The following is a 26,635-nucleotide window of genomic DNA, read 5'->3' as shown; positions in this document are numbered from 1 at the left end:
GTCCTTGTCAGAGGGTTTGCAGGTCGGTCATGTACAGGGAAATGCCCAGTGAGGTCACCAGGCTGACGCTGCCGTCGGCGTATTGCTCCACGGAAAACAGCAGGAATTCGCGGCGATTGGTCAGGCCGGTGTCGCGGGCATAGAGCATCGAGTGGCTTTCGAAGGCGAAGGTCTCGTCCGGCTTGGACACCTGCTCGCGCAGCGGCACCAGCTCGGTCTGCCCGGCTTCGGTACCCCATTCGCGCTGGTACTCGACGCCGTCGAGGCTGTAGGTGGGCTGGCCGATCAGGCTGTCCGGGCCGGCCAGGCGGCGCAGCTCGGCTTCGCTGTTGACGGCCTGGTTGCTCAGGTAGTTGAACAGGATGATCGATTTGACCTGGCCGTCGATGCCGCCGCTGGTGTGCACCTGCAGCCAGTAGTCCTCGTCGTCCAGGTAGTAGCGCGACAGCCATTCGGACTGGCCCAGGTCCACCAGGCCTTCGCTGTAGACCGCCTGGTCGCCGGGAATCGCCACGCGGCTGTTGTCGGCGAGCAGCAGCTTGAGGCTGGCATCGAAGCGGATGCCCGCGCCCATGCTCAGGCCCAGTGGGCCGGTGGCGAAACTCGAGCTTGTGGTGGCCGGGGCCTGCAGCCCCAGAAAGCGTTTAAACCATCCCATTGTCGATGTCCTTGAGGCGGCTGGAAGCGATGTAGAAGAGTTCGCCGCCCTGGATCCGCGTATCGCTGTGCGGGTTGATCTGCGGGTGTTGCGCGCCGCGGGCGCGGTAGCCGATCAGGGTGGCGTTGTAGCGTTCCTTGAGGTGTACGTAGAGTTCGGCGAAACGGCCCTCGTAAGTCTCGGGCAGGCGCATGACGTATTGGGTGGCGCCCTGGCCGACGCACAGCAGTTCGTTGATCACCACCGAGGAGCCCGGGTCCTGGGAGGAGCGCACCAGCATCTCGATGGCCATACTCGAGGTGCACTCCAGCTTTGGTGCGTAGGAGGCGGCCAGGGTGGCGATTTCACTGTCGTTGAAGTGGGCGACCACATGGCCGGCGGGGCGCAGCTGGTTGATCGCCAGCACGCTGGCCAGGGTCAGGTCGTCGGAGCTGGTGCGCACCAGCACCCGTTCGGCGCCGGGCACTCCGGCGCGCAACAGCAGGGCCGCGGACGACAGGCTTTCGCCCCTGACGAAGGCGGCCTTGCCCTGCATCGGGTTCTCGTCGAGGGTCGCGTCGCAGATGACGATCAGGTTGTCGTTGGAGGTTTCGTCCTGCAGCAGCAATTCGATCACCCGCTCACTGGACGCGCCTTCCCAGCCGACCAGCACGGTATGCCCGGTCTGGCCGGTGAAGTCGCCTTTGCCTTTCATGCCTTTTCTCCATAGGTCCATAACGCTGCTGGTGGTCTTGCCGATGGCCGCGGTCAGCAGCGCGATGCCGCCGAGCATCACCCACACGGCGACGAAGACCCGGCCTGCGGCGGATTGCGGCGACAGGTCGCCATAACCCACGGTCAGGGTGGTGGTGAAATAGAAGTAGATGAAGGTCGCGGGCGCGGTGAGGTGCTGCTCGCCCAGGGCCACCAGGCCGAGATAGGAGGTCGCGGCATGCACGCCGAGCGCGATGGCCAGGCCCATCCAGCCGAAGCGCTGGAAGAAGGTGGCCGCGTATACCCGAAGCAAGATGAAAATCGACATCGAATCCCTGATTTCCTGTTGAACTGATCTATCCATGATGCAGCGCGCCGTGCCCGGGCAAGGCATGGCTCATTGCCGCGCGGCATTAGACATCGGCTTGGCGCCGGATAAAAGCATTTTTGCTGCGATGAACCCCGCGAAGGCGCCAAAGATGTGCCCTTCGAAGGAAACCCCGGCCCGTGGCAGGAACCCCAGGACCAGGCCGGAATACAGGAACATCGTCACCGCGGCGGCCAGCAGGCTGCTCCAGCTGCGCAATAACCAGGCGCGGGTGAGGATGTAGGCCCACAGGCCGAAGACCCAGGCGCTGGCGCCGACATGGATGCCCCTGAAGCCGAACAGCCAGACCAGGGCGCCGCCGAGCAGGACGATGATCAGGCTGACCACCACGAAGCGCCGCTGGCCTTCGGCGATCACCATGGCGCCGAGGATCAGCAAGGGCACCAGGTTGGCGGTCAGGTGGGTAAAGGAACCGTGGAGAAAGGGCGAGGTGAGTATCCCCGGCAAACCCTGCAGGGTACGCGGGATCAGGCCGAGGATATTCAGGCTGTAGCCGCTCAGGCTGTTGAGCACCTGTACGGCGATCATCACCAGGGCCAGGCCCGCCAGGGTCTTGAAACCGTTTGCAACCGCCATCGAGGCCCTCCCATAGGCCAGAAAAAGGGCGCAGGGTGCTTAAGCGCAGGTGATCCATTGTAGGAGCGCAGCTTGCTCGCGATGATCGTTAACGATACCGCGTACTGACTGGATGAGCGCGGCGCTCTCCAGTCCATCGCGAGCAAGCTCGCTCCTACAGTTTCCGTGGCATTGCACCGCGTGCCTTTTTTACTGCTCCAGGAGCCTTACTCGGCCGACTTCTGTTTCTTCAGTCGCTCGAGGATCGCGTTGGCGCTGCCCTGGTCCGGCACGATGTTGGCTTCGCGCAGGCGGCGTTCCAGGTCGTTGCCGTTGCTCGCATCGGCCAGTTGCTCCTGGGCTTCCATTTCCGCCGCGCGCTGATCCTGGCGGGCCTGCAGGCGGTTCAGGGTGTTGACTGCGGTTTCCAGCTTGCCGTTGGCGCCGCCGCTGGCGATCGAGGCGCTGACCTGGGCCTTCTGCACGCTTTCCCGGGCCTTGGCCATGTCCACTTGCTGGCGCAGGCTGCGGATGCGCGCCTCGGCCTTGCCGATGTCCTTGCGCATATTCTCGGCGTAGGCGCCGAATTCGCTGGCTTGCTTCTGCTCCGCTTCCAGGCCGGTGGTCAGGGTCGAGATGGCTTCGGCGACTTCCAGGGCCAGGTCTTCGCGGTTGGCCTGCAGCGAGGCGAGGGCCTTGGATTCCAGGTCGGCGATCTTCGCGGTGAATTCGCTGACCCGCTCAGTGGACAGCTTGTGCTTGGCCATGATGGTGACCAGCTCGCGCTTGGCGTTGGACAGGGCGTTGTCGGCGTCGCGGATTTCCTGGTCGAGGATGCGCAGGGCCTGCTGGTCGGCGATGCTTTCGCCGACTTCGTTGGCGCCACCGCGCAGGGCGGTGAACAGTTTGTTCCAGATGGACTGAGTCATGTAGGCGTACTCCGGATTCTCGGCAATCAGTTGAAGAAGCTTTCGAAGGCTTCGGTGGCGCGTTGGACGTTGTCTACCAGGGTCTTGACCTCGGTCACCACGTTGGTCAGGTTCGAGCTGGCGCTCAGGGCGCCGAACATGTTGTAGACGGTCTGGCCGTTGGGCATGGACTCGATGCCGATCGAGGACAGGGGGAACATCTCCCGGCTGCGCAGCACCGCGTCATTGAAGCGGGCGACGTCGTTGATCGACTCCAGGTCTACCAGCACGGTGTCGACGATGATCTGCTCGCCGACCACCGCGATGTAGATCGGCAGGCCGCCGAAGTCGTGCATTTCCAGCTTGATGCTTGGCTCGGCGCCTTGAATCAGGCTCAGGCCGATTTCGTTCGAGGTCACTTCGTCCAGGGCCTGCAAGGCGCTGAAGAGGCGGTCGATGGTCCAGTTCTCACCTGCGATCATGTCATTCTCCAATACCGGTGCGCCGCCGATCAGGGGTTGGCGCAGCTTCTTCTCAATGTGCTTGAGCACGCTCCGGTTTTCCGGAAGTACCCAGGTTTCGTGTTTCACATAACCAGCGGCACTCAGGCCCGCGCGCATCTGCTTCATGTAGAAGCTCGACGGCTTCTTGGCGGAAGCCTTGCTGCTGGGGGCCCTGTTGCTGGAAGCTTTCGAGCGCTCTCCTTGTCGACTCTCTGAGGAAGCCGGTAGGTCAGCAGGCTGACTGGCCGGGAGGGTCTTTTTCATGGGGTGACTCCGTTGTGCACGTATCACGCGTGAGAACATTACAGGGGATTTTGTTACGACTCAATGGCTCACGCGTGATATTTTTCGATGCATCGAAAAAATAGCTGGACGGCTCTGGAACGGTGGTTTCCAGCGGTAAAGCGAGGTTTCCGGGGTTCAATTCAAGCTCGCCAGCCGCGGGCGCAAGCGTTCGACCTGGGCATCGCGGCGATAGCTGATGCGCCAGTGCTCGGTGTCCAGAAGGCTCATTGAATCCATGCCGGGGCGGTCCTTGTGCGGCGGGTGAGGCTGTTGATGATCGCGCTTCGATCATCGCCCGGGCGATGTCGGGGTGTGGAATTTATACAGGGTGCAGGGATAGCCGTCTGCCGTGATCGGATGACAACTGTAGGCGTCGCCGGTGAGCGCGGGAATGACCCGGGCCCAGAAATCCCGGGCCGGCCGGTTGTCGTCGATGTGGACGACCTGCCAGTGCCCGGGCAGCTGTTCCAGCAGTTGCCTCACCACCTGCCGGCCGATGCCGCGACCGCGAAAGCGCCGGGCCACGAAGAAGTAGGCGAGGTTGTACTGCACCTCGGCCAGTTTCACCTTGTCGTCCACCGTGGCGAAACCTGCCAGTTCGCCATCGACCCGGATCAGGTAGGGGCGCGTGGCCGCCTCGCGCCAGTATTCGAGCAACGGACGGATCTCGAACAGACCGTGGCGGCCGAGTTTGAGCGGCAGCCACTCGCTGAGTTCGTACAGGTAGAACTGCATCAGGTTTTCGATGCATTGCAGCTCGTCGCGCTGGGCCGGGTGCAGTTCGATCTGGCTCATGGTTCCAGGCTCCGCACGGTGTCGGTGGGCGAGACGGCCTTGGCCGCGAAGTAGTGTTCGGCGCTGAGGCTGTACAGCAGGCTGGGGGCCAGGCCGGGGAAGTCGTCCAGTTCGCCGTCGCGGGTCAGGCCCAGGCGTTCCAGGGCGCGGCGCGACGGCAGGTTGTCGGGGCGTACCAGGCCGATCACCTGTTCCTTGCCCAGCACGCGGAACGCCAGGTGCAGCGCGGCGCCGGCCATTTCGCTGGCGTAACCCTGGCCCCAGGCCTCGACGGCGAAGCGAAAGTACAGGTTCAGCCCGCTGCGCTCGCCGAAGCGGCTGTGCATGACGCCGCCGAACCCCAGCACCCGTTCGGGCTGGGCGCGGTCGCAGACCACCCAATAGCCGAAACCCTGGTCCTGCCAGTGTTGTATCCAGCCCTGCAACCGGTGCTGGCAGCTCTCGCGGCTGTCGGGACCGGCCGGGTTGTAGCGCTGGGTCCGTGGGTCGCTGTGGATCAGGTGGGTGACGTCCAGGTCGGCGGCCGTTGGCGCGCGCAACAGCAGGCGGGCGGTGAGGGTGGTCGCGGAAGGGGGAGCATCGGGCATAGGGTTCGTCCGTACGCGAGGGGGGTATTTTTCTTCAATACACTGGGCGGCCTGCGCACTTACCTTGGTCACCGGACTCTCCGATTGATCCTTTGAAGGTGTGTGATGAGCGTAGTGTTTTCCATGGCGGCCTTCGCGCTAGCCTCTTCGATTACCCCCGGCCCGGTCAATATCGTGGCCCTGAGTTCCGGCGCGCAGTTCGGCTTTCGCGCCAGCCTGCGGCATGTCGGTGGCGCGACCCTGGGTTTTGTCCTGTTGCTGGTGCTGATCGGCCTGGGCCTGCATGAGCTGTTGCGGCTGTGGCCGTTCCTGACCCGCGGCATCCAGCTGTTCGGGGTGGCCTTCCTGTTGTTCATGGCCTGGAAGCTGGCGCTGGACGACGGCCGGCTGGGCAGCGACGACCAGGCCAAGGCGCCGTCGGCCTGGTACGGCGCGATCATGCAATGGCTCAACCCCAAGGCCTGGCTGGCCTGCGTCGCCGGCATGGGCGCGTTTGCCGCCAATGGCGAGGCGCTGCTGGTGTGGCAATTCGCGCTGGTGTACTTCGTGATCTGCTACTTGTCGATTGCCTGTTGGGCCTACGCCGGGACGTTTTTGCGCCAGTACCTGAGCAACCCGAAGGGCATGCGTCTGTTCAACCGCAGCATGGCGGCGCTGCTGGTGGCGAGTGCGGTGTATCTGTTGTTGCCTTGAGAGGGCGTTGGCCGGTCTAGCCTTATCGCGAGCAAGCTCGCTCCTACAGGATTCATGTGTTCTGTAGGAGCGAGCTTGCTCGCGATGAGGGCCACCGGGGGCGACGCATCACCCGCGATATTGCCCCGGCGTCGCCGCCAGGTGCTGCTTGAAGGCGCGCTGGAAATGCGCCTGGTCGGCGAAACCGGCTTCCAGGGCCACGTCGGCGATCGGCTCGCCGTCACGCAGCCGGGTCTGGGCGAACTGCACCCGCTGGTTGACCACGAAGGCGTGGGGCGTCATGCCGTAATGCTGCTTGAAGGCGCGGATCAGGTAGGACGGCGACAGCTCGGCGGCCTGGCAGATTTCCTCCAGCTTCAGCGAACGGGTGCAGTGTTGGCGAATGTAGTCGGCGGCCCGTTGCAGCTTCTGATTGCTCTCGCGCGGTGGCCGGCTGGCCGGGTTCAGGCGTTGTTGCAGGTCGCTGAAAAACGCCACCGCGGCGCTGTGTTTTTGCAGGACTTCGGCCTGTTCGTCCACCAGCACTTCATACAGGCGGTTGAGCCCGGCATAGAGCTCGGGGTCGTCGCTGTGGGGCGTGGAAAAGGCGCGAAAGCCCTGGTCCTGGCTGAACCCCAGCTGATGCTGCAGGTCGGTCAGCCAGGGGGTGTCGACATAGAGCATGAGATACGACCAGGGCTGGTCGTCGATCGGGTTGCAGGCGTGCACTTCGCCGGGGTTCATCAGCACTACGGTGCCGGCGCTGATGCGAAACCGCGCTTGCTCGTGCAGGTAGGTGCTGTGCCCGGCGGTGATGGCGCCGATGGAGAAATGTTCGTGGGCATGCCGGGCGTAACAGACCTTGCGCCCGTCGGCGATCGAGCGGGCCTCGATAAAGGGCAGCGCCGCATCGCGCCAGAACTGCGGGGCGGTATCGAGGCTGGGGCTCAAGCTCGGCTTCATCAAAGGTATCCCATCGGCAAGCGTCGGCCTGCGAGTGTATTAGGTCTCGCCGGCGAAGGCTCGCTCCAGCGCGGCGATATCGAGTTTTTTCATCTGCAGCAGGGCCTGCATCACCCGCTGCGACTTGGCCGTGTCGGGGTCGGTCATCCAGTGGTTCAGCGCGCAGGGCACGATCTGCCAGGACAATCCGAACTTGTCCTTGAGCCAGCCGCACTGTTGGGCCTGGGGATCGCCGCCGTAGGACAGGGCGCTCCAGAAATGATCGATTTCGCCCTGGTTCTGGCAGTTGACCTGCAGCGAAACCGCTTCGTTGAACTGGAACACCGGGCCGCCGTTGAGGCCGGTGAAGGTCTGGCCATCGAGCTCGAAGGACACGGTCATCACCGAGCCTTCCGGGCGGCCGTGGAACTCGAAGCCGGCCTTGCCGTAGTGGGTGAGGGCGGTGATGCGCGAGTGCTCGAAGACCGAACAGTAGAACTGGGCGGCGGCTTCGGCCTGATGGTCGAACCACAGGCAGGGGGTGATGCGATGAATGTGCGACATGACGGTTCTCCTCGGCGGATGGTCCATGCTTGAGCAAGCGTAGCCAGCCCGGGGGCGGCCGGGACTGCCGTAGATCGACAAAGCGCAGCCGGGCGAGGAGCGGTATCGAGCCGGCGCATCCGGCTCAGGATCGCCGCCCTTGCTCGGCGACCCAGGCGTTGGCCATGTCGATGAAGGCGCGCAGTTTCGGCTGGCTCTGGGTGCGGCTGGGAAAGTACAGGTACAGGCCCGAACTCAGCGGGACGAACGGTTGCAGCACAGACTCCAGGCGCCCGCTGGCCAGGTCGTCGGCCACCTCGAAGTCGCAGGCGTAGGCCAGCCCCTGTCCGCCCCGCGCCATGGCGACCAGCAAGTGCCGATCGTTGACCACCAGCGCACCCTCGACGCCGACGGTGAAATCCCGCCCGTTGCGCCGGAACTCCCAGCGGTGGGTCGTGCCCGAGGTGAGGAAGCGAAAGCCGATGCCCTGGTGCCGGGTCAGTTCTTCCGGGGTCTGCGGCCTGCCGGCCCGGGCGAAATAGTCCGGGGAGCCCACCACCGACCATTGCAGGTCCGGGGTCAGGCGCACGGCGACCATGTCCTTTTCGATCGACTCGCCCAGGCGGATACCGGCATCGAAGCCCTCGCTGACCAGGTCGACCGTGGCATCGTCCAGGGAAATCTCCAGCCTGACGTCGGGATAGGCCGCGCGATAGCGCGAGACCAGGGGTTCGATCAGCAGCTTGCCGGACAGCCGTGGCGCGGTCAGGCGCAAGGTGCCCATCGGCCGGTCGCGATAGCTGCCCAGCACCGCCAGGGCGTCGCCGATTTCACTGGCGGCCGGGCGCAGGCGGATGAACAGGCTGCTGCCGGCTTCCGTCAGGGCCACGCGGCGGGTGGTGCGCTGGAACAGCAGCACCCCGGTACGCCGCTCCAGGGTCTTTACCGCATGGCTCACGGCAGTCGGGGTCACCCCCAGTTGGCTGGCGGCGAGGGTGAAGCTCTTGTGTTCGGCGACGGCGAGAAACTCGGTCAGGCCGTCGAAAGGGTCCTGGTTCATTGCAAGGCCATTATGAAAGACACGTTCATAGTGCTTGTAGCACGGAGCCATTTTTCTCACCAATGTTCCTGCGTACCTTGTGCTCACCCACTCCTTACAAGGTACTGATCATGACTGCTCAAACCCCTTTCAAACGTGTCTGGCTGATCACCGGGGCTTCCCGTGGCATCGGCGCAAAAATCACCGCTGCGGCCCTGGCCCACGGCGATGCGGTGGTGGCCACCGCGCGCAATGCCCAGTCGCTCAGCGAGCGTTTCGGCGCGCAGCCGGGCCTGCTGGCGGCGCAGCTGGATGTCACCGACGAGGCCCAGGCCCGCGACGTGGCGCAGATGGCCGTCGAGCATTTCGGCCGCATCGACGTGCTGGTCAACAACGCCGGTTTCGGCCTGCTCGGCGCGGTGGAGGAGGCCAGCGGCGACGAGATCCGCCGGGTCTATGAAACCAACGTGTTCGGCCTGCTCAATGTCACCCGCGGGGTGCTGCCGCACATGCGCGCCGCCCGCAGCGGTCATGTGATCAATATCTCGTCGATCGGCGGCTATCAGTCGGGGCCGGGCTACGGGGTCTACTGCTCGACCAAGTTCGCCGTCGAAGGCTTGAGCGAAGCCCTGCACAGCGAGCTGGCGCCTTTGGGCGTGAAGGTCACGGTGGTCGAGCCGGGCTACTTCCGCACCGACTTCCTCGATGGCAATTCGTTGCTGGAGTCGCCGGCCTCGATCGCCGACTACACGACCACCGTTGGCCAGGTACGCCAGCAGGCCAAGGCCTATAACCAGCAGCAGCCGGGCGATCCGGACAAGCTGGCGCAGGCGATGATCGCCCTGGTCGAAGCCGAGCAACCGCCGCTGCGCCTGCCCCTGGGCACTGACACCCTGGGCGCCATCGCGGCGAAGAACGCCTACGTCGAGCAGGAAACCGCGACCTGGCGGGCGCTGTCGGCCTCCACCGATTTCTGATGCTGCGCTCATCGCCCGGCCGCCCCGTCCAGGCCGGCTGGGCGTGACCGGCGGTCGCAGAATCCGGCCTGTTCGGCAAACTGCGCTTAGCTGTATGGAAAACCTCGCGGCGCGCGTAGGCCTTCGGCCACAGCGACGCCGCTCCAGGATCCCGTGAATCCTGTCCCCCCTCGGCCTGAGGAGCTATACATGCTGACACTCAATATCAACGGCAAGGACCAGCAGCTCGAGGTGCCCGCGGACATGCCGCTGCTCTGGGTGCTGCGCGATGTGGCGCACCTGACCGGCACCAAGTTCGGCTGCGGCATGGCGCAATGCGGCGCCTGCACCGTGCATGTCGACGGCGCGCCGCTGCGTTCCTGCGTGACCCCGGCCGCGGCGGTGGCCAACGGGCAGAAAATCCTCACCATCGAAGGCCTGTCGACGGACGGCTCGCACCCGGTGCAGCGCGCCTGGGCCGAGCTGGACGTGGTGCAGTGCGGTTACTGCCAGTCGGGGCAGATCATGTCGGCCGCGGCCTTGCTGGCGAAGATCCCGTCGCCCACCGACAGCGATATCGACCAGGCGCTGTCCGGCAATATCTGCCGCTGTGGCACCTACCCACGGATCCGCGCGGCGGTCAAACGCGCCGCCGAAATCGGCTGAGTCGGCATTAAGAGGGACAAGGCATGATCACTGCGTCGCGTCGTGGATTTCTCAAAGGGGGTGCGCTGCTCGGCGGTGGCCTGGTGGTGGCGTTCGTCATCCCGGGGGCCAATCGTTTTGCCCGGGCGGCGAGCGAAGAATTCGTGCCCAATGCGTTCTTGCGCATCGCTCCGGACGGCATGGTCACCGTGGTGCTCGGCCATTCGGAAATGGGCCAGGGCATCTGGACCGGGCTGTCGATGCTGATCGCCGAGGAGCTGGATGCCGACTGGTCGAAGATCCGTGTCGAGCACGCGCCGGCCGCCGCGGTGTATGGCTTGCCGGCGTTCGGCGGGATGCAGATCACCGGCGGTTCGACCTCGACCTGGATGGAGTTTGACCGCTATCGCCAGGCCGGCGCCGCAGCGCGCCAGATGCTGATCGAAGCCGCGGCCAAGCGCCTGCAGGTGGCGCCCTCGACCTTGCACACCGAGCAGGGCTGGGTGGTGGCCGGGAAGCAGCGCCTGAGCTACGGCGACCTGGCCAACGAAGCCGGGCAACTGCCGGTGCCGGACCCGGCCTCGCTGCACTTGAAGGAGGCCAAGGACTGGCGGCTGATCGGTAAGCCGACCAAGCGCTTGGATACGCCGGAGAAAATAACCGGCCGCGCGCAATTCGGCATGGACATGTATTTCGACGGCCTGCTGACCGCCGTGGTCCTGCGTTCGCCGGTGTTCGGCGGCACGCTCAAGTCGTTCGATCCCCAGGCGGCGCTGGCGGTGCCCGGGGTGATCAAGGTGCTCCAGGTGCCCACGGGCGTGGCGGTGGTCGCCGAGCATTACTGGGCGGCCAAGCAGGGGCGCGATGCGCTCAAGGCCGAATGGGACCTGGGGCCGAACGCCAACATGAGCAGCGAAAGCCTGATGCAGAGCTTTCGCAAGCTGGCGCTGACCCCCGGGACCAAGGTCGCCGAGGCCGGCGATGCGGCCGGGACCATGGCCAAGGCGGCGCAGGTGATCAAGGCCGAATACAGCGTGCCGTACCTGGCCCATGCGCCGATGGAGCCGCTCAACTGCACGGTGCGCATCGGCGCCGACAAGTGCGAGATCTGGACCGGCACCCAGTTCCAGACCCTGGACCAGATGGTCGCGTCGAAGATCACCGGGCTCAAGCCGGAACAGGTACAGATCCATACGCAATTTCTGGGCGGCGGTTTCGGCCGCCGGGCCAACCCGACCTCGGACTTCGTCAGCGAAGCGGTGGAGGTGGCCAAGGCCGCCGCCGCCCCGGTGAAAACTGTCTGGTCGCGGGAAGACGATGTGCGCGGCGGCTACTTCCGCTCAGCGTTCCTGCACCAGGCGCAGGTCGGCCTGGACGCCCAGGGCCTGCCGCTGGCCTGGCAGCATGTGCTGGTGGGGCAGTCGATCATGGCCGGCACCTCGTTCGAGGCCAGCTTCGTCAAGAACGGCATCGACAACACTTCGGTCGAGGGCCTGGCGGACGGGCCTTACCTGAAGGGCACGCCGAACCACCGGGTCGACCTGCATTCGCCGATGACCGGCATCACCGTGCTGTGGATGCGCTCCGTGGGCCACACCCATACCGCGTTCGTCGTCGAGTCGTTGATCGACGAGATGGCCGACGCGGTGGGCAAGGATCCGGTGGAATACCGCCGCATCCTGCTCAAGGATCACCCGCGGCACCTGGGCGTGCTCAACCTGGCGGTGGAGAAGGCCGGCTGGGGCAAGCCCGTGCCCAACGGCCATGCCTTGGGCGTGGCGGTGCACGAGTCCTTCGGCAGCTACGTGGCGCAGGTGGTCGAGGTGTCCCAGGAGGCCGAGCGGATTCGCGTGCACCGGGTGGTCTGTGCGGTGGATTGCGGCATCGCGGTGAACCCGCAGAGCATCGTCGCGCAGATGGAGTCGGGCATCACCTTCGGCCTGGGCATGGCCCTGCACAGCCGCATTTCCTTCAAGGACGGCCGGGTGGTGCAGTCCAACTATCACGACTTCCAGGTGTTGCGCCTGAACGAGATGCCCCAGGTCGAGGTGCATATAGTCGCCAGTACCGACAAGCCCGGCGGTATCGGCGAGACGGGCGTGCCGCCCACGGCGCCGGCGGTGGCCAACGCGGTGTTCGCCCTGACCGGCCAGCGGCTGCGCGAGCTGCCGTTGCAACTGGCGGGGGTGTGAGATGAAACGCCACCTGTTCCTCGGTTCGCTGATCCTGGTCGGCCTGGGCGGTTATGCCTCGGACCTGTTCGCCGCCGATGAACCGGCGCTGGCGGCGTTCGCGACGGTGCAGAAGGTGTTCCAGAGCCCGCGCTGCCAGAATTGCCATATTCCCGGGGATGCGCCCTTGCAGTTCGACGCCGGCACGCCCCATGCCATGGCCGTGGTCCGTGGCCTGGACGGCAAGGGCGCGGCGGGGCTGCCGTGCTCTACCTGCCATGGCGAAAGCAACCCGCCGGCCAGCTATGGCCCGCACATGCCGCCGGGGGCGCCGCACTGGAGCCTGCCGCCGGCGGCACACAAGATGGCCTGGATCGGCCTGCCGGCCGACCGCCTGTGCCAGATGATCAAGGACAAGGCCAGCAACGGCGACCGCGACTTTGCCGCGCTGATCAAGCATGTCAGCGAAGACAAGCTGGTGCTCTGGGGCTGGAACCCCGGTGGCAACCGCGCGCCGGTACCGGTGCCCCATGAGGTGTTCGTCAGCCAGTTCAAGCTCTGGGCCGAGGCGGGCGGACCCTGCCCGGCGGTCGGAAGTTGACGCCAGGGGCACCCTGGGAGGGCTGGTTGTGGGGCAGTCGCAGGCCCCGGCAACTAAGCTCTATAGGAGTTACCCGCCAATGGAGTGTGCGATGTTTTCCCCAGACAAGCCTGTCCAGGCACCGGACCAGGTGCCATCCCCGGAGGCGGACGACCCGTCCCGGCAACTGTTGCGCGATCAGAACCGCCGGGCCGAGCAGGAGCTGGCCGCGGTGCAGGTAGCCAACCTCGATAAACTGACCCTGCTGCCCAACCCCCACGGCTTTGCAGTGCTGGCCGGCGATGCATTGCAGGCCTGCAAGGACCTTAACTGCCCGGCGACCTTGCTGCTGTTCGACCTCGACGATATCTACCGCATCGCCCGCGCTTACGGGGCGGAAGAAGGCGAGGCGGCGCTCAAGACCTTCGCCGACGGCCTGCGCATCGCCTTTCGCGAAAGCGACGTGGTCGGGCATCTGGAGTACCAGCGTTTCGCGGTACTGCTGACCGGCTCGGAACGGGTGGAAAAACTGGCGATCATCGCTCGCCTGCAGGCCATCCTCGACGAGCGCACCGCCACCCAGCAGTGCATTTACGACATCTGTTTCAGCATCGGCCAGATCGAGTTCGATCCGGCCCAGCCGGCCGATGTGGAAACCTTGCTGGCGGAAGCCGACAAGACCATGAGCAGGCCGGGCCTCGGGCCGCAGATAAAGGACTAGGCGCTGATCCAGCCCGCTGCGTGGGCTGGACGGGGAGAAAGTCCAGCCAATAAAAAACCGCCCTCAGGCGGTTTTTTATTGGCCGGTTGTCACTCGGCGGCCGGCACCAGGAACGCGGCTTCGAGCAACTGCCGGGTGTAGGGATGCTGCGGCGCGGCGAAGATATCTTGCGCGTCGCCCTGTTCCACCACCTGGCCATGCTTGACCACCATCAACTGATGGCTCAGGGCCTTGACCACCGCCAGGTCGTGGCTGATGAACAGGTAGGTCAGGTTGTACTTGGCCTGCAGCTTGCGCAGCAGTTCTACCACCTGGCGCTGTACGGTGCGGTCGAGGGCCGAGGTCGGCTCGTCCAGCAGGATCAGCGCCGGCTTGAGTACCAGGGCGCGGGCGATGGCGATGCGCTGGCGCTGGCCACCGGAGAACTCGTGGGGGTAGCGATGCCGGGTTTCCGGGTCCAGGCCGACTTCCTTGAGCGCCTCGATGATTGCCTGTTCCTGCTCGGCGGCGGTGCCGATCTTGTGGATGCGCAGGCCTTCGCCGACGATCTGGCTCACGCACATGCGCGGGCTGAGGCTGCCGAAAGGGTCCTGGAACACCACCTGCATCTCCCGGCGCAACGGCCGCACCTGCTGCTGCGACAGGCCGTCCAGCTGCTTGCCTTCGAAGCGGATGGCGCCCTTGCTGGCGATCAGCCGCAGGATCGCCAGGCCCAGGGTGGACTTGCCCGAGCCGCTTTCGCCGACGATGCCCAGGGTCTGGCCCTGGGGCAGGCTGAAGTTGATGCCATCCACCGCCTTCACATGGTCGACGGTGTGGCGCAGCAGGCCTTTCTTGATCGGGAACCAGACCTTCAGGTCCTCGACCTGCAACAGCGGCGGGCCGACCACATTGGTCGCCGGCTTGCCGCTGGGCTCGGCCGCCAGCAGTTCGCGGGTGTAGGGATGCTGCGGCGCGCGGAACAGCTCTTCGCAGGGCGCCTGCTCGACAATGCAGCCGCGCTGCATCACGCAGACGCGGTGGGCGATGCGCCGGACCAGGTTGAGGTCGTGGCTGATCAGCAGCAAGGCCATCCCCAGGCGCGCCTGCAACTCCTTGAGCAGTTCGAGGATCTTCAACTGCACGGTGACGTCGAGGGCGGTGGTCGGCTCGTCGGCGATCAGCAGCTCCGGCTCGTTGGCCAGGGCCATGGCGATCATCACCCGTTGCCGCTGGCCGCCGGACAGCTCGTGGGGCAGGGCCTTGAGGCGCTTGTGCGGCTCGGGGATGCCCACCAGATCCAGCAGCTCCAAGGTGCGCTGGGTCGCGACCTTGCCGGTCAGGCCCTTGTGCAGGCCCAGCACCTCGTTGATCTGCTTCTCGATGCTGTGCAGCGGGTTGAGCGAGGTCATGGGCTCCTGGAAGATCATGGCGATGCGGTTACCGCGGATATGGCGGATGGTCTTCTCTTTCTGGGTCAGCAGATCCTGGCCGGCGTAGTGGATAGTGCCGGACGGATGACGGGCCAGCGGGTAGGGCAGCAGGCGCAGGATCGAGTGCGCGGTCACCGATTTGCCTGAGCCGCTTTCGCCCACCAGAGCCAGGGTTTCGCCGCGCTTGATGTCGAAGCTGATGCCCTCGACCACCCGTTGCTGGTGCTCGCCGACGACAAATTCGACGGCGAGGTCGCGGACTTCGATCAAATTGTCCTGATTCATCTCATTTCCTCGGGTCGAAGGCATCGCGAGCGGACTCGCCGATGAATACCAGCAGGCTCAACATGATCGCCAGCACGGCAAAGGCACTGATGCCCAGCCACGGCGCCTGCAGGTTGGATTTGCCCTGGGCCACCAGTTCGCCCAGGGACGGCGCGCCGGGCGGCAGGCCGAAACCGAGGAAGTCGAGGGCGGTCAGGGTGCCGATGGCGCCGGTGAGGATGAAGGGCATGAAGGTCATGGTCGAGACCATGGCGTTGGGCAGGATGTGGCGGAACATGATGGCGCCGTTCTGCATGCCCAGGGCGCGGGCGGCGCGCACGTATTCCAGGTTGCGCCCGCGCAGGAACTCGGCGCGCACCACGTCCACCAGGCTCATCCAGGAGAACAGCAGCATGATCCCCAGCAGCCACCAGAAGTTCGGCTGCACGAAACTGGCAAGGATGATCAGCAGGTACAGCACCGGCAGCCCGGACCAGATCTCCAGGAAACGCTGCCCGGCCAGGTCGACCCAGCCGCCATAGAAACCCTGCAGCGCCCCGGCGATGACGCCGATGATCGAACTGAGGATGGTCAGGGTCAGGGCGAACAGCACCGAGACCCGGAAGCCATAGATCACCCGCGCCAGCACGTCGCGGCCCTGGTCGTCGGTGCCCAGCAGGTTGTCCGCCGAGGGCGGCGCGGGGGCGGGGACCTTCAGGTCGTAGTTGATGCTCTGGTAGCTGAACGGGATCGGCGCCCACAGCACCCAGGCGTCCTTGGCCGCCAGCAGCTCGCGGATGTACGGGCTCTTGTAGTTGGCCTCCAGGGGGAACTCGCCGCCGAAGGTGGTTTCCGGGTAACGCTTGAGCGCCGGGAAGTACCAGCCGTCGTCATAGTGCACCACCAGCGGCTTGTCGTTGGCGATCAGCTCGGCGCCAAGGCTCAGGCCGAACAGGACCAGGAACAGCCACAGCGACCACCAGCCGCGCTTGTTGGCCTTGAACAGTTCGAAGCGCCGACGATTGAGGGGGGACAGGTTCATCTCAATGCTCCCGGCTTTCGAAGTCGATGCGTGGGTCGACCAGGGTGTAGGTCAAATCGCCGATCAGTTTCACCACCAGCCCCAGCAGGGTGAAGATGAACAGGGTGCCGAACACCACCGGGTAATCGCGGTTGATCGCCGCCTCGAAGCTCATCAGGCCCAGGCCGTCGAGGGAGAAGATCACCTCCACCAGCAAGGATCCGGTAAAGAAGATGCCGATGAAGGCCGAGGGGAAACCGGCGATCACCAGCAGCATGGCGTTGCGGAACACATGGCCGTAGAGCACGCGGCGCTTGGTCAGGCCCTTGGCCCTGGCAGTGATCACGTACTGCTTGTTGATCTCGTCGAGGAAGCTGTTCTTGGTCAGCAGGGTCATGGTGGCGAAGTTGCCGATCACCAGGGCGGTCACCGGCAGGGTCAGGTGCCAGAAGTAGTCGAGGATCTTGCCGCCCCAGCTCAGTTGGTCGAAGTTGTTCGAGGTCAGGCCGCGCAGCGGGAACCAGTCGAAATAACTGCCGCCGGCGAACATCACGATCAGCAGGATGGCGAACAGGAACGCCGGGATCGCGTAGCCGACGATGATCGCCGAGCTGGTCCAGACGTCGAAGTGGCTGCCGTGGCGGGTGGCCTTGGCGATCCCCAGGGGGATCGACACCAGGTACATGATCAGGGTGCTCCACAGCCCCAGGGAAATGGACACCGGGAGTTTCTCGCGGATCAGGTCGACCACCTTGGCGTCGCGGAAGAAGCTGTCGCCGAAATCCAGGGTGGCGTAGTTCTTGATCATGATCCACAGGCGTTCCGGCGCCGACTTGTCGAAGCCGTACATCTTCTCGATTTCCTTGACCAGGGCCGGGTCCAGGCCCTGGGCGCCACGGTAGCTGGAACCTGCCACCGAGACTTCGGCGCCGCCGCCGGCGATGCGGCTGGTGGCGCCCTCGAAACCCTCGAGCTTGGCGATCATCTGTTCCACCGGGCCGCCGGGCGCGGCCTGGATGATCACGAAGTTGATCAGCAGGATGCCGAACAGGGTAGGGATGATCAGCAGCAGTCGCCGCAGAATGTAGGCCAGCATCTTATTGCTCCACGCCGGCGGGGGCGGCCTGCGAGTGGGTGTCCGGGGTCACGGCCGGCTTGGCGTCGGGCTTGATCCACCAGGTCTGGGTGCCGATGTCATATTTGGGCGAGACCTTCGGGTGGCCGATATGGTCCCAGTAGGCCACGCGCCAGGTCTTGATGTGCCAGTTGGGAATCACGTAGTAGCCCCATTGCAGCACCCGGTCGAGGGCGCGGGCATGGGCCACCAGGCTCTTGCGCGAGTCGGCGTTGATCAGGTCTTCCACCAGCGCATCGATGGTCGGGTCCTTGAGGCCGATGAAGTTGCGGCTGCCGGGGTTGTCGGCGCTGGAGGACTTCCAGTATTCGCGCTGCTCGTTGCCGGGCGAACTCGATTGCGGGAAGCCGCCGACCACCATGTCGAAGTCCCGCGAGCGCAGGCGGTTGATGTACTGGGAAACGTCGACCCGGCGGATCACCAGGTCGATCCCGAGGTCCGCGAGGTTGCGCTTGAACGGCAGCAATATGCGCTCGAACTCGGTCTGGGCCAGCAGGAACTCGATCACCACCGGCTTGCCCTGGGCGTCGACCATCTTGTCGTCGACGATGCGCCAGCCGGCTTCCTGCAACAGCTGGTAGGCCTGGCGCTGCTGGGCGCGGATCATGCCGCTGCCATCGCACACCGAGGGCTGGAAGGCTTCAGTGAAGACCTGGTCGGGGATCTTGCCGCGCAGCGGTTCGAGGATCTGCAGTTCGTCGGCGTCGGGCAGGCCGGTGGCGGCCATTTCCGAGTTCTCGAAGTAGCTGCGGGTGCGGGTGTAGGCACCGTTGAACAGTTGTTTGTTGGTCCACTCGAAGTCCAGCAGCAGGCTCAGGGCCTTGCGCACCCGCACATCCTGGAACAGCGGGCGGCGGAGGTTGTAGACGAAGCCCTGCATGCCGGTGGGGTTGCCGTTGGGGATCTGTTCCTTGATCAGCCGGCCTTCGCTCACGGCCGGGATGTTGTAGGCGTTGGCCCAGTTCTTCGCGCTGGTTTCCAGCCAGTAGTCGAACTGCCCGGCCTTGAGGGCTTCCAGGGCCACGGTGTTGTCGCGGAAATAGTCGGTGGCCATGACGTCGAAGTTGAACTGGCCGCGGTTGATCGGCAGGTCCTTGCCCCAGTAGTCCTTGACCCGCTCATAGCGCACCGAGCGTCCGGCCTTGACCTCGGCCACCTTGTACGGGCCGCTGCCGAGGGGGATTTCCAGGTTGCCCTTGGAAAAGTCGCGGTGCTCCCACCAGTGCTTGGGCAGTATCGACAGCTGCCCGAGGATCAGCGGCAGCTCGCGGTTGTTCTTGTGCTTGAACTTGAACAGCACCTTGAGCGGGTCTTCGGCGATCACGTCGTCGACATCAGCGTAGTAGCCGCGGTACATCGGCGCGCCGGCCTTCATCAGGGTCTGGAAGCTGAACACCACGTCTTCGGCGCGGATCGGCTGGCCGTCGTGGAAACGCGCCTCGGGGCGCAGGTAGAAACGCACCCAGCTGTTGTCCGGGGCCTTCTCGATCTGCCCGGCAATCAGGCCGTACTCGGTGAAGGGTTCGTCCAGGCTCTGGCGCATCAGGGTGTCGTAGATCAGGCCGATATTGTCCGCCGGCACGCCTTTGTTGATGAACGGGTTGAGGCTGTCGAAGCCGCCGAAACCGGACTCGCGGAAGGTACCGCCCTTGGGTGCGTCCGGGTTGACGTAGTCGAAGTGCTTGAAGGTCGCCGGGTACTTCGGCGGTTCGTTGTACAGGGTCAGGGCGTGTTGCGGGGCGGCCTGGGCGAGGCAGGCGATTCCCGTCAGCAGCACGCCGCCGGCCCACGGGAGCAGGGCACGCAGGGGCATCATTGGGCTTTCTCCAGAGACTTCAGCCACCAGGCGCTCAGGCCCAGCTGGTAGGGCGGCGTGGTGACGAAGGCGAACCGGTTGCGGTACGCCAGGCGATGATAGTTGAGGTACCAGTTGGGGATGATGTAGTGCTGCCACAGCAGCACCCGATCCAGGGCCCGACCGGCGGCCAGTTGCTCGTCGCGGCTCTGCGCGGCGAGCAATTGTTCCAGCAGGTGATCGACGATGGGGTTGTCGATGCCTGCATAGTTCTTGCTGCCCTTGACCCCGACCTGGCTGGAGTGGAAGTACTGCCATTGCTCCAGGCCCGGGCTCAGGGTCTGGTTCAGGGTCATGAGGATCATGTCGAAATCGAACTGGTCCAGGCGTTGTTTGTACTGCGCCCGGTCCACGGTGCGCAGGCGTGCGTCGATGCCGATGCTGGCCAGGTTCTCGACGTAGGGCTGGAGGATCCGTTCCAGGTTCGGGTTGACCAGCAACAGCTCGAAGCGCAGCGGTTGCCCGTTGCTGTCGAGCAGGCGCTGGCCGTTGAGCTTCCAGCCGGCTTCGGCGAGCAGGCCCAGGGCCTGGCGCAGAGTCGCCCGCGGGATGCCGCGGCCATCGGTCTGCGGCAGGCTGAAGGGCTGGGTGAACAGGCTGGCGGGCAACTGCTCGCGGTAGGGCGAGAGCAGCAGCCATTCATGGCCGACCGGCAGGCCCGTGGCGGAGAACTCGCTGTTGGGGTAGTAGCTGGTCGCGCGCTTGTAGGCGCCGCTGAACAGGGTGCGGTTGGTCCACTCGAAGTCGAACATCAGGCCCAGGGCTTCGCGCACCTTACGGTCGGCGAAGATCGCCCGGCGGCTGTTCATGAACAGGCCCTGGGTCTGGGTCGGGATCTGGTGCGCCACCTGGGCCTTGATGATGTCGCCGCGATTGACCGCGGGGAAGTTGTAGCCATTGGCCCAGTTCTTTGCCTGGTGCTCGATGTAGATGTCGAACTCGCCGGCCTTGAAGGCTTCGAAGGCGACGTCGCTGTCACGGTAGAACTCCACCGCGACCTTGTTGAAATTGTTGAAGCCGCGATTGACCGGCAGGTCCTTGCCCCAGTAGTCCTTGACCCGCTCGAACAGCAGCGAGCGCCCCGGTTGCACCCGGGTGATGCGGTAGGGGCCGCTGCCCAGCGGCGGCTCGAAGGTGGTGGCCTTGAAGTCGCGGTCTTTCCAGTAGTGCTGCGGCAGCACCGGCAACTCGCCCAGGCGCAGGATCAGCAGCGGGTTGCCGGAGCGCTTGAACACGAAGCGGATGCGCTGTGGGCCGAGGATGTCCACGCGCTGCACTTCCTGCAGGTTGGTGCGGTATTGCGGGTGGCCTTCCTTGAGCAGCAGCCGGTAGGAAAACGCCACATCGTAGGCGGTGATCGGGTGGCCGTCGTGGAAACGCGCCTCGGGGCGCAGGTTGAACACTACCCAGCTGCGGTCTTCGCTGTATTCGACGGAGCGGGCGATCAGGCCGTAGCTGGAAGTCGGCTCGTCGCCGGACGGCGCGTACTGGCCGGTGCCGACCATCAGCGGCTCGTTCAGCTCGTTGACCCCGTATTGCAGGAAGTTGGGCGTGGAAACCGGGCTGCTGCCCTTGAAGGTGTAGGGGTTGAGGGTGTCGAAGGTGCCAAACGCCATGACCCGCAAGGTCCCGCCTTTGGGCGCGGTGGGGTTGACCCAGTCGTAATGGGTGAATTTGGCGGGGTACTTGAGCGTGCCGAACTGCGCGTAACCATGACTTTCAGTGATCGTTGCGCCTGCGGGAAAGCTCAAGGCCAGACTGATTAGGGACAGGAGGAGGGGACGCATCAAGGCAGAGATCCGATCCAGGCGGCTTGGGCTTTGTGCTCCGTACAGTAACAGCTTGTATCGACAGGAAAAAGGCCGCCCCGGGCTGGCCGCGACATTTGCTTGCCGCCGCTGGATACGCCGCAATCTGTAGCCGCTGCCGAAGGCTGCGATCGACCGGTACGGTCGCGGGGATCTTCAGGGCGCAGGAGGGCCTGCGGCCCTATCGCAGCCTGCGGCAGCGGCTACAGATAGGGCTCTGGGGATTAGTGAGGCAGGTAGACGGTCAGCATCTGGCCTGGCTTGAGGGCCTGGCCGGCGCGGGGATTCCAGCGCTTGAGGTGTTGCATCTCGACGTTGAAGCGCTTGGCCACCATGTACAGCGAATCGCCTTGCTTGACCTTGTACTGGGTCGACTTCTTGTCGGCGCTGGCGACCAGGGTCTTCTTGCCGGAAGCCTTGGCGCTGGTCTTGCTGCTGCCCTTGGCTTTGCTGGTGTCCTGCATGACCAGGGTCTGGCCGACCTTGAGCTGCTTGCCGCTCAGCTTGTTCCAGCGTTGCAGGTCCTTGACGTCGACCTTGTTGGCCTTGGCGATCTGCGACAGGTTATCGCCACGCTTGACCCGGTAGTTGCGCTTGGCCTGGGCCATTTCGCGACTGTCGGCACCCTCGAACACCGGCTTGAACGAACGCTGGCTGATCAGCTCCTCGGGCTTCATGGTCGACAGGCTGGCGCTCAGCAGTTGCGCCTTGGACGTCGGCACCAGCAGATGCTGGGGACCGTCGATGGTGGTGCGCTGCTTGAAGGCCGGGTTGAGCTGGAACAGTTCGTCCTCGTCGATGTTGGCCACCGCGGCGACCTTGGACAGGTCCATGCGCTGGTTGATTTCGACGACCTGGAAGTAGGGTTCGTTGGCGATCGGGTTCAGGTTGACGCCATAGGCTTCGGGCGCCAGCACCACCTGGGACAGGGCCAGCAGCTTGGGCACGTAGGCCTGGGTTTCCGACGGCAGCGGCAGGTTCCAGTAGTCGGTGGGCAGGCCGAGCTTCTCGTTGCGCTCGATGGCCCGGCTGACCGTGCCTTCGCCGGCGTTGTAGGCCGCCAGGGCCAGCAGCCAGTCGCCGTTGAACATGTCGTGCAGGCGGGTCAGGTAATCCATGGCCGCAGTGGTCGAGGCGGTGATATCGCGACGGCCATCATAGAAGCGGGTCTGGCGCAGGTTGAAGGAACGACCGGTGGACGGAATGAACTGCCACAGGCCCACCGCGTCGGCCCGGGAATAGGCCATCGGGTTGTAGGCGCTCTCGATCACTGGCAGCAGGGCCAGCTCCAGCGGCATGTTGCGTTCTTCAAGGCGCTCGACGATGTAATGGATATAGAGGCTGCCGCGTTCGCTGGCATTCTCGAGAAACGATGGATTGCTGGCGAACCACAGGCGTTGCTGTTCGATGCGCGGGTTGACGCCGATGCCTTCCTGCAACTGGAAACCTTCGCGCATGCGCTCCCAGACGTCCTGGGGCAATTGCGGGCTGGGTTTTTCATTCAGCCAGATGGGTTTCTGCTTGATGCGGGCGTTGAAATTCTGGGTGTGCGAAGCGTCGGTTTGCGGGACGTGGCTCGTGCTTTGGCAGCCCGCCAGAGTGGCGGACACAGCCACCGCGATGGCTTGAGCCAACCGCGTCAATGCGTCTGAATTGATGGATTTACGAATAGATGACGACATTGGCTGGAAGTAAGTTCCGGGCAAAAATGTCGGGCGATTCTAGAAAGCGCACCCGGTGCGGTCAACCATTCAGAATTTTCGTACCAACTCGCAGCCTGCTTAGAACTTATCTTTCCAAGCCCGCAAGGCAGCAAAAACCGCACTCTGAGCCCGGTTATCGAGGCCATTCCGTTCGTCCGCTTTTTGTTTAACGGATGTTTCACCGGTACGCAGGAAGGGATTGGTGAGCTTTTCCAGGGCCAGGGTGGAAGGCAGGGTCATGCGGCCGTTTTCCCGCAGTTCGCTGACTTTGCGCAGGCGCTCGGCGATGTCCGGGTTATCCGGTTCCACCGCCTGGGCAAAACGCAGGTTGCTCAGGGTGTATTCGTGGGTGCAATACACCAGGGTGTCTTCGGGCAGCGCGGCCAGGCGGCTCAGGGAATGGTGCATCTGCTCCGGCGTGCCCTCGAACAGGCGCCCGCACCCGGCGGCGAACAAGGTGTCGCCGCAAAACAGCAGGCCGTGATGGTAGTAGGCAATATGCCCCAGGGTATGCCCGGGCACCGCGTAGATGTCGAAGTCCCAGCCAAGGATGCTGGCGCGGTCGTTGTCGTGCAGGGCCACGTCGCGCCCCGGGATGTTTTCGTTGGCCGGGCCCCAGACCTTGGCGCCGCTGGCTTTTTTCAGCTGTTCGACACCGCCGACATGGTCGTGGTGGTGATGGGTCACCAGGATATCGCTCAGCACCCAGCCCGGATGTTCGGCAAGCCAGGCCTGTACCGGTGCGGCGTCACCCGGGTCGACCACTGCGCAACGCTGATGGCGATGGTCCTGTAACAACCAGATGTAGTTATCGGTGAACGCGGGCAGGGCACTGATCTGTATCATCGTTGGAGTCGCCAAGCGGAAAACATTGGCGCATCTTAGAACTTCTTGGCGGGTTGGAGAATGCAATGACCGATAAAGCGTTCGCTCAGGCCGATCCTGACTGGCTGGCCCTGATCAGTGCCGCCCGTGAGTGGCTGTCCGGGCCACTGGGGCAATTTCTGCTGGATGAAGAACGGCGCATGCTCGACGACGAGCTGGGGCGCTTCTTCGGCGGCTACCTGGTGCATTATGGCCCGTCGGCGCAAACCCCGCCGACGGCGCCCCAGGTGCAGCGCAATGTACGCCTGGGCGCGCCGCTGCCCGGCGTCGAGATCGTCTGCGAGGAGCAGGCCTGGCCGCTCAGTGAGCACGCCGCCGATGTGGTGGTGCTGCAGCACGGTCTGGATTTCTGCCTGTCGCCCCACGGCCTGCTGCGCGAAGCCGCCAGCGCCGTGCGACCGGGTGGGCACCTGTTGATCGTCGGTATCAATCCCTGGAGCAGTTGGGGCCTGCGCCATGTGTTCGCCCATGACGCCTTGCGCAAGGCGCGCTGCATTTCCCCGTCGCGGGTCGCCGACTGGTTGAACCTGCTGGGCTTCGCGCTGGAGAAACGCCGCTTCGGGTGCTATCGTCCGCCGCTTGCCTCGGCGGCCTGGCAGGCTCGGTTGGCCGGCTGGGAGCGCAAGGCCGGTGACTGGCAACTGTCCGGCGGCGGCTTCTACCTGCTGGTGGCACGCAAGATAGTGGTCGGCCTGCGCCCGGTGCGCCAGGTACGCCGCGAGCCGATGGGCAAGCTGGTGCCGCTGCCGATGGCCAAGGTCAACCGCCGGCACAGCGAACCCCCTCTTTAATTTAGCCGGGCCGAACCTGCCCGGCTTGGGCGTTGTCGATCGACGATCGGCAAGCCACAGGTATTTTCGATTGGAAGTCTGGCATGAGCGATAGCGTAGAAATCTTCACCGACGGCGCCTGCAAGGGCAATCCTGGCCCGGGGGGCTGGGGCGCACTGCTGGTGTTCAAGGGCGTGGAGAAGGAACTCTGGGGCGGCGAAGCCAACACCACCAACAACCGCATGGAGCTGATGGCGGCAATCCGCGGCCTGGAAGAGCTCAAGCGCGAGTGCCAGGTGATCCTGGTCACCGACTCGCAGTACGTGATGAAGGGCATCAACGAGTGGATGGCCAACTGGAAAAAGCGCGGCTGGAAAACCGCGGCCAAGGAGCCGGTGAAAAATGCCGACCTGTGGCAGCAGCTCGATGAGCAGGTCAACCGCCACCAGGTCACCTGGAAATGGGTGCGCGGCCATACCGGCCACCACGGCAACGAACGGGCCGACCAACTGGCCAACCGCGGCGTCGACGAGGTGCGCGGTTACAAACAGGCCTGATGCCCTGAACGGGTAGTCAGTCGCAACGCAGCGGCCGTTCGAGCCGCTGCTTCATGTCCCGCATCGCGCGGGGCGAATCCACCAGCACCGCGTCCATCTTCAGGCAGGCGGCCGCCTGGTAATCCTCGGCCGTATTGACCCCGATCGCCAGCATCCGCACCTTGCCCCGGGACTGGAAGCAATCCACCGCCGCGGGCGTCCACAGCCGGGCATCCACCTTCGAACGGGCTTCACCCAGGGTGAAAGTCTCGACCAACTGCACCGGGCGCCGGTACTCGAAAGCCACCCAGCTGGCTGGCGCCGGCGGCGTGGTACAGCTGTGGGCCAGGGCGACACTCGCCAGGCGATCCCGGGTGTTGTCCCGGGACTCGAACAGCCGCGCCTGCGGATAGTGTGCGAACGCCTGCTGGTAGCCGGCATCGGTGGAGTAGATCAGCACCCGGTTCCAGGCGTGCAGCTGTTCCAGCAACTGCGCGACCGCCTGGGCCTGGGGCGCGGCGGGCAGGGCCTTCATGTCGAGAATGACCGGCACGGCGTCGGGGATCGCCGCCAGCGCCTGCTGTAGCGAGGGGATGCTCACCGCCTGGGAGCGAAAGGGAAATGTCACCTGGCCATCGGCCGCGGTCTGCTTGAAGTTCCAGCCGGCATTCAGTGTTTGCAACTGTGCCAGGGTTTTCTCGCTGACCGCGCCGGAGGCCGGGGTATTGGCGCTCAGGTCCGCCGGTCGGTACAGCACCGGCACGCCGTCGCGGCTCAGTTGCACCGTCAGCCAGAGCATGTCTGCACGGTTGCGCAGGGCGTTGTCGATGGCCAGCAGGGTGTTCTCGGGAAAGTCTGCGGCGCCGCCGCGATGGGCGACGATCAAGGGGGCTTGCCCGGCGTCGGGCTCCGTTGCTGGCAGGGAAGAGCAGCCACTGATGAAGGCCGCGGCCAACAGCAGTGGGAGCATCTGTCGAGTCTTGAGCATGGGAGGGCGGTTTCCTGGAAATGAGTGCAAGGCCGGGTGCCAGCCCTGCCCGCCTGAGTGGGCCGTACAGTAGCGCAATGGCCGCGCTCATTTAAACAAACGCGTGGTGCTCGGGGTGAATGAGTGGCCCTGTTCCGGGGCGATCAAAGGGTGAGGATGGCGCTGGCCAGTTGCAGGTCGGAGTACTGTGGGTTGCCGAGCGTCTGGCGAATGTGCCGCATCGCTGCTTCCAGCTGGGCGCCGCGGATCTCGCCGGCGCTGGCGACAAAGGCCGCGGCATCGGTCCTGGCGGCGAGCACCAGTTTGTCGTCCTTGAAGGAACTGGTGGCTTTCGAACTGCCTTCGGTCGTGCTCAAGGCCAGGCTCATGGTGATGTCGGTACTGATCACCAGGCTGGTGGCCTGGCCGATGTCGGCGAACAGGCAGGTGCAAAACAAAAAGGCCAGGCGGGTTTTACAGGTAGTCATGGCAGGGTGGAGTCCGCTAAAAATATCGTCGCGCACCCTAACAAGCCCCTGTGCGGCAAACTGCATGAGCTTTGCGAATGATTGTTAAAAACTGCGCACGCCGGGGCCAGGCGAATCCGCCATGCGTGCCATGCCGCGAGAGCGTGCTAA

Annotated in this window: 27 protein-coding genes and 1 pseudogene; 8 read left to right on the top strand and 20 right to left on the bottom strand. The window is 64.8% G+C overall.

Features of this window, described 5'->3' with window-relative positions; all coding sequences use genetic code 11:
- Positions 1–7: 7 nt before the first annotated feature.
- The 7 genes from DK261_RS24210 to DK261_RS24180 form a co-directional block, all read right to left on the bottom strand.
- Complete coding sequence (locus tag DK261_RS24210) at positions 8–658, bottom strand: DUF2491 family protein (protein WP_009048683.1); 651 nt, start codon at positions 656–658, stop codon at positions 8–10.
- A complete protein-coding gene (locus tag DK261_RS24205) occupies positions 645–1,679 on the bottom strand; it encodes a potassium channel family protein (RefSeq protein WP_016704632.1) in 1,035 nt (344 codons plus the stop codon). The genes DK261_RS24210 and DK261_RS24205 overlap by 14 nt, the downstream gene beginning before the upstream one ends.
- A gap of 69 nt (positions 1,680–1,748) precedes the next feature.
- A complete protein-coding gene (locus DK261_RS24200; protein ID WP_110176635.1) occupies positions 1,749–2,315 on the bottom strand; it encodes a rhomboid family intramembrane serine protease in 567 nt (188 codons plus the stop codon).
- Positions 2,316–2,521: 206 nt separating this feature from the next.
- Complete coding sequence (locus DK261_RS24195; protein WP_009048686.1) at positions 2,522–3,223, bottom strand: PspA/IM30 family protein; 702 nt, start codon at positions 3,221–3,223, stop codon at positions 2,522–2,524.
- Between the two features lie 26 nt (positions 3,224–3,249).
- The gene (locus tag DK261_RS24190) at positions 3,250–3,831 is read right to left on the bottom strand and encodes a YjfI family protein (RefSeq protein WP_016704634.1); all 582 of its coding nucleotides are present in this window, start codon (positions 3,829–3,831) and stop codon (positions 3,250–3,252) included.
- A gap of 447 nt (positions 3,832–4,278) precedes the next feature.
- Positions 4,279–4,785 carry a GNAT family N-acetyltransferase gene (locus tag DK261_RS24185; RefSeq protein WP_110176633.1) on the bottom strand — a complete coding sequence of 169 codons (507 nt, stop codon included), beginning with the start codon at positions 4,783–4,785 and terminating at the stop codon, positions 4,279–4,281.
- A complete protein-coding gene (locus tag DK261_RS24180; RefSeq protein ID WP_053268896.1) occupies positions 4,782–5,372 on the bottom strand; it encodes a GNAT family N-acetyltransferase in 591 nt (196 codons plus the stop codon). Before DK261_RS24180 ends, DK261_RS24185 begins: the two co-directional genes overlap by 4 nt.
- 105 nt (positions 5,373–5,477) lie before the next feature.
- Between DK261_RS24180 and DK261_RS24175 the strand changes: the two genes are divergently transcribed.
- Positions 5,478–6,065, top strand: a complete 588-nt coding sequence (locus DK261_RS24175; protein WP_110176631.1) for a LysE family translocator — start codon at positions 5,478–5,480, stop codon at positions 6,063–6,065.
- A 108-nt stretch (positions 6,066–6,173) separates the two neighbouring features.
- Here DK261_RS24175 and DK261_RS24170 read toward each other — a convergent pair whose 3' ends face one another.
- From DK261_RS24170 to DK261_RS24160, 3 genes are all read right to left on the bottom strand, one after another.
- Positions 6,174–7,007, bottom strand: a complete 834-nt coding sequence (locus DK261_RS24170) for an AraC family transcriptional regulator (RefSeq protein WP_110176629.1) — start codon at positions 7,005–7,007, stop codon at positions 6,174–6,176.
- A gap of 39 nt (positions 7,008–7,046) precedes the next feature.
- Complete coding sequence (locus tag DK261_RS24165) at positions 7,047–7,550, bottom strand: VOC family protein (RefSeq protein ID WP_038632039.1); 504 nt, start codon at positions 7,548–7,550, stop codon at positions 7,047–7,049.
- 124 nt (positions 7,551–7,674) lie between these two features.
- Positions 7,675–8,589, bottom strand: coding sequence for a LysR family transcriptional regulator (locus tag DK261_RS24160; protein ID WP_038579526.1), 915 nt, complete (start codon positions 8,587–8,589; stop codon positions 7,675–7,677).
- A 110-nt stretch (positions 8,590–8,699) separates the two neighbouring features.
- Here DK261_RS24160 and DK261_RS24155 point away from each other — a divergent pair, with 110 nt between their 5' ends.
- From DK261_RS24155 to DK261_RS24135, 5 genes are all read left to right on the top strand, one after another.
- On the top strand, positions 8,700–9,545 hold the full coding sequence (locus DK261_RS24155; protein WP_028682281.1) for an oxidoreductase: 846 nt from the start codon (positions 8,700–8,702) through the stop codon (positions 9,543–9,545).
- Between the two features lie 189 nt (positions 9,546–9,734).
- Positions 9,735–10,190, top strand: a complete 456-nt coding sequence (locus tag DK261_RS24150; protein WP_009048695.1) for a (2Fe-2S)-binding protein — start codon at positions 9,735–9,737, stop codon at positions 10,188–10,190.
- A gap of 23 nt (positions 10,191–10,213) precedes the next feature.
- On the top strand, positions 10,214–12,361 hold the full coding sequence (locus DK261_RS24145; RefSeq protein ID WP_038632043.1) for a xanthine dehydrogenase family protein molybdopterin-binding subunit: 2,148 nt from the start codon (positions 10,214–10,216) through the stop codon (positions 12,359–12,361).
- Between the two features lies 1 nt (position 12,362).
- Entirely contained in the window at positions 12,363–12,941 is a 579-nt protein-coding gene (locus DK261_RS24140; protein WP_038632045.1) for a hypothetical protein, read from the top strand.
- A 91-nt stretch (positions 12,942–13,032) separates the two neighbouring features.
- A complete protein-coding gene (locus DK261_RS24135) occupies positions 13,033–13,641 on the top strand; it encodes a GGDEF domain-containing protein (RefSeq protein ID WP_041988985.1) in 609 nt (202 codons plus the stop codon).
- Positions 13,642–13,730: 89 nt separating this feature from the next.
- On the opposite strand, the gene DK261_RS24130 is transcribed toward DK261_RS24135, so the two are convergent.
- The 7 genes from DK261_RS24130 to gloB form a co-directional block, all read right to left on the bottom strand.
- The gene (locus DK261_RS24130; protein WP_038632050.1) at positions 13,731–15,338 is read right to left on the bottom strand and encodes an ABC transporter ATP-binding protein; all 1,608 of its coding nucleotides are present in this window, start codon (positions 15,336–15,338) and stop codon (positions 13,731–13,733) included.
- Position 15,339: 1 nt separating this feature from the next.
- On the bottom strand, positions 15,340–16,359 hold the full coding sequence (locus DK261_RS24125; RefSeq protein ID WP_009048700.1) for an ABC transporter permease: 1,020 nt from the start codon (positions 16,357–16,359) through the stop codon (positions 15,340–15,342).
- A 1-nt stretch (position 16,360) separates the two neighbouring features.
- Entirely contained in the window at positions 16,361–17,434 is a 1,074-nt protein-coding gene (locus DK261_RS24120) for a microcin C ABC transporter permease YejB (protein ID WP_009048701.1), read from the bottom strand.
- A 1-nt stretch (position 17,435) separates the two neighbouring features.
- Positions 17,436–19,289, bottom strand: a complete 1,854-nt coding sequence (locus tag DK261_RS24115; RefSeq protein ID WP_110176627.1) for an extracellular solute-binding protein — start codon at positions 19,287–19,289, stop codon at positions 17,436–17,438.
- A complete protein-coding gene (locus tag DK261_RS24110; RefSeq protein ID WP_110176625.1) occupies positions 19,286–21,115 on the bottom strand; it encodes an extracellular solute-binding protein in 1,830 nt (609 codons plus the stop codon). Before DK261_RS24110 ends, DK261_RS24115 begins: the two co-directional genes overlap by 4 nt.
- A 245-nt stretch (positions 21,116–21,360) precedes the next feature.
- Positions 21,361–22,818 carry a transglycosylase SLT domain-containing protein gene (locus DK261_RS24105; RefSeq protein WP_028682275.1) on the bottom strand — a complete coding sequence of 486 codons (1,458 nt, stop codon included), beginning with the start codon at positions 22,816–22,818 and terminating at the stop codon, positions 21,361–21,363.
- A 99-nt stretch (positions 22,819–22,917) separates the two neighbouring features.
- Positions 22,918–23,685 carry a hydroxyacylglutathione hydrolase gene (gloB, locus tag DK261_RS24100; RefSeq protein WP_016704649.1) on the bottom strand — a complete coding sequence of 256 codons (768 nt, stop codon included), beginning with the start codon at positions 23,683–23,685 and terminating at the stop codon, positions 22,918–22,920.
- A gap of 65 nt (positions 23,686–23,750) precedes the next feature.
- On the opposite strand from gloB, the gene DK261_RS24095 reads away from it, so the two are divergent.
- Positions 23,751–24,515: a class I SAM-dependent methyltransferase gene (locus DK261_RS24095; RefSeq protein WP_009048706.1), complete on the top strand. Its 765-nt coding sequence runs from the start codon at positions 23,751–23,753 to the stop codon at positions 24,513–24,515.
- Positions 24,516–24,598: 83 nt separating this feature from the next.
- The gene (gene rnhA, locus DK261_RS24090; protein ID WP_009048707.1) at positions 24,599–25,051 is read left to right on the top strand and encodes a ribonuclease HI; all 453 of its coding nucleotides are present in this window, start codon (positions 24,599–24,601) and stop codon (positions 25,049–25,051) included.
- Between the two features lie 16 nt (positions 25,052–25,067).
- On the opposite strand, the gene DK261_RS24085 is transcribed toward rnhA, so the two are convergent.
- From DK261_RS24085 to DK261_RS24080, 3 genes and pseudogenes are all read right to left on the bottom strand, one after another.
- Complete coding sequence (locus DK261_RS24085) at positions 25,068–26,018, bottom strand: glycerophosphodiester phosphodiesterase family protein (RefSeq protein ID WP_110176623.1); 951 nt, start codon at positions 26,016–26,018, stop codon at positions 25,068–25,070.
- A 91-nt stretch (positions 26,019–26,109) separates the two neighbouring features.
- Positions 26,110–26,196 (bottom strand): annotated as a pseudogene (locus DK261_RS33975) (hypothetical protein); the annotation flags it as partial.
- Positions 26,162–26,485 carry a DUF2388 domain-containing protein gene (locus DK261_RS24080; protein ID WP_038579500.1) on the bottom strand — a complete coding sequence of 108 codons (324 nt, stop codon included), beginning with the start codon at positions 26,483–26,485 and terminating at the stop codon, positions 26,162–26,164. The pseudogene DK261_RS33975 and the gene DK261_RS24080, both read right to left, overlap by 35 nt.
- Between the last annotated feature and the right edge of the window lie 150 nt (positions 26,486–26,635).

The sequence above is a fragment of the Pseudomonas sp. RW409 genome (assembly GCF_003184125.1).
In the GTDB taxonomy this organism is placed as follows: Bacteria; Pseudomonadota; Gammaproteobacteria; order Pseudomonadales; family Pseudomonadaceae; genus Aquipseudomonas; species Aquipseudomonas chlororaphis_I.
This window is presented reverse-complemented; position numbering and strand designations above follow the sequence as displayed.

Excerpts from the sequence above, each read along its gene's own strand:
- DK261_RS24135 (WP_041988985.1), top strand. The coding sequence starts at position 13,033 with ATGTTTTCCCCAGACAAGCCTGTCCAGGCACCGGACCAGGTGCCATCC.
- DK261_RS24115 (WP_110176627.1), bottom strand. The coding sequence starts at position 19,289 with ATGATGCCCCTGCGTGCCCTGCTCCCGTGGGCCGGCGGCGTGCTGCTG.
- DK261_RS24110 (WP_110176625.1), bottom strand. The coding sequence starts at position 21,115 with ATGCGTCCCCTCCTCCTGTCCCTAATCAGTCTGGCCTTGAGCTTTCCC.
- DK261_RS24125 (WP_009048700.1), bottom strand. The coding sequence starts at position 16,359 with ATGAACCTGTCCCCCCTCAATCGTCGGCGCTTCGAACTGTTCAAGGCC.
- DK261_RS24145 (WP_038632043.1), top strand. The coding sequence starts at position 10,214 with ATGATCACTGCGTCGCGTCGTGGATTTCTCAAAGGGGGTGCGCTGCTC.
- DK261_RS24205 (WP_016704632.1), bottom strand. The coding sequence starts at position 1,679 with ATGTCGATTTTCATCTTGCTTCGGGTATACGCGGCCACCTTCTTCCAG.
- DK261_RS24170 (WP_110176629.1), bottom strand. The coding sequence starts at position 7,007 with ATGAAGCCGAGCTTGAGCCCCAGCCTCGATACCGCCCCGCAGTTCTGG.
- gloB (WP_016704649.1), bottom strand. The coding sequence starts at position 23,685 with ATGATACAGATCAGTGCCCTGCCCGCGTTCACCGATAACTACATCTGG.
- DK261_RS24105 (WP_028682275.1), bottom strand. The coding sequence starts at position 22,818 with ATGTCGTCATCTATTCGTAAATCCATCAATTCAGACGCATTGACGCGG.
- DK261_RS24140 (WP_038632045.1), top strand. The coding sequence starts at position 12,363 with ATGAAACGCCACCTGTTCCTCGGTTCGCTGATCCTGGTCGGCCTGGGC.
- DK261_RS24190 (WP_016704634.1), bottom strand. The coding sequence starts at position 3,831 with ATGAAGCAGATGCGCGCGGGCCTGAGTGCCGCTGGTTATGTGAAACAC.
- DK261_RS24195 (WP_009048686.1), bottom strand. The coding sequence starts at position 3,223 with ATGACTCAGTCCATCTGGAACAAACTGTTCACCGCCCTGCGCGGTGGC.
- DK261_RS24185 (WP_110176633.1), bottom strand. The coding sequence starts at position 4,785 with ATGAGCCAGATCGAACTGCACCCGGCCCAGCGCGACGAGCTGCAATGC.
- DK261_RS24085 (WP_110176623.1), bottom strand. The coding sequence starts at position 26,018 with ATGCTCAAGACTCGACAGATGCTCCCACTGCTGTTGGCCGCGGCCTTC.
- DK261_RS24095 (WP_009048706.1), top strand. The coding sequence starts at position 23,751 with ATGACCGATAAAGCGTTCGCTCAGGCCGATCCTGACTGGCTGGCCCTG.
- DK261_RS24080 (WP_038579500.1), bottom strand. The coding sequence starts at position 26,485 with ATGACTACCTGTAAAACCCGCCTGGCCTTTTTGTTTTGCACCTGCCTG.
- DK261_RS24165 (WP_038632039.1), bottom strand. The coding sequence starts at position 7,550 with ATGTCGCACATTCATCGCATCACCCCCTGCCTGTGGTTCGACCATCAG.
- DK261_RS24200 (WP_110176635.1), bottom strand. The coding sequence starts at position 2,315 with ATGGCGGTTGCAAACGGTTTCAAGACCCTGGCGGGCCTGGCCCTGGTG.
- DK261_RS24150 (WP_009048695.1), top strand. The coding sequence starts at position 9,735 with ATGCTGACACTCAATATCAACGGCAAGGACCAGCAGCTCGAGGTGCCC.
- DK261_RS24175 (WP_110176631.1), top strand. The coding sequence starts at position 5,478 with ATGAGCGTAGTGTTTTCCATGGCGGCCTTCGCGCTAGCCTCTTCGATT.
- DK261_RS24130 (WP_038632050.1), bottom strand. The coding sequence starts at position 15,338 with ATGAATCAGGACAATTTGATCGAAGTCCGCGACCTCGCCGTCGAATTT.
- DK261_RS24155 (WP_028682281.1), top strand. The coding sequence starts at position 8,700 with ATGACTGCTCAAACCCCTTTCAAACGTGTCTGGCTGATCACCGGGGCT.
- DK261_RS24120 (WP_009048701.1), bottom strand. The coding sequence starts at position 17,434 with ATGCTGGCCTACATTCTGCGGCGACTGCTGCTGATCATCCCTACCCTG.
- DK261_RS24180 (WP_053268896.1), bottom strand. The coding sequence starts at position 5,372 with ATGCCCGATGCTCCCCCTTCCGCGACCACCCTCACCGCCCGCCTGCTG.
- DK261_RS24210 (WP_009048683.1), bottom strand. The coding sequence starts at position 658 with ATGGGATGGTTTAAACGCTTTCTGGGGCTGCAGGCCCCGGCCACCACA.
- rnhA (WP_009048707.1), top strand. The coding sequence starts at position 24,599 with ATGAGCGATAGCGTAGAAATCTTCACCGACGGCGCCTGCAAGGGCAAT.
- DK261_RS24160 (WP_038579526.1), bottom strand. The coding sequence starts at position 8,589 with ATGAACCAGGACCCTTTCGACGGCCTGACCGAGTTTCTCGCCGTCGCC.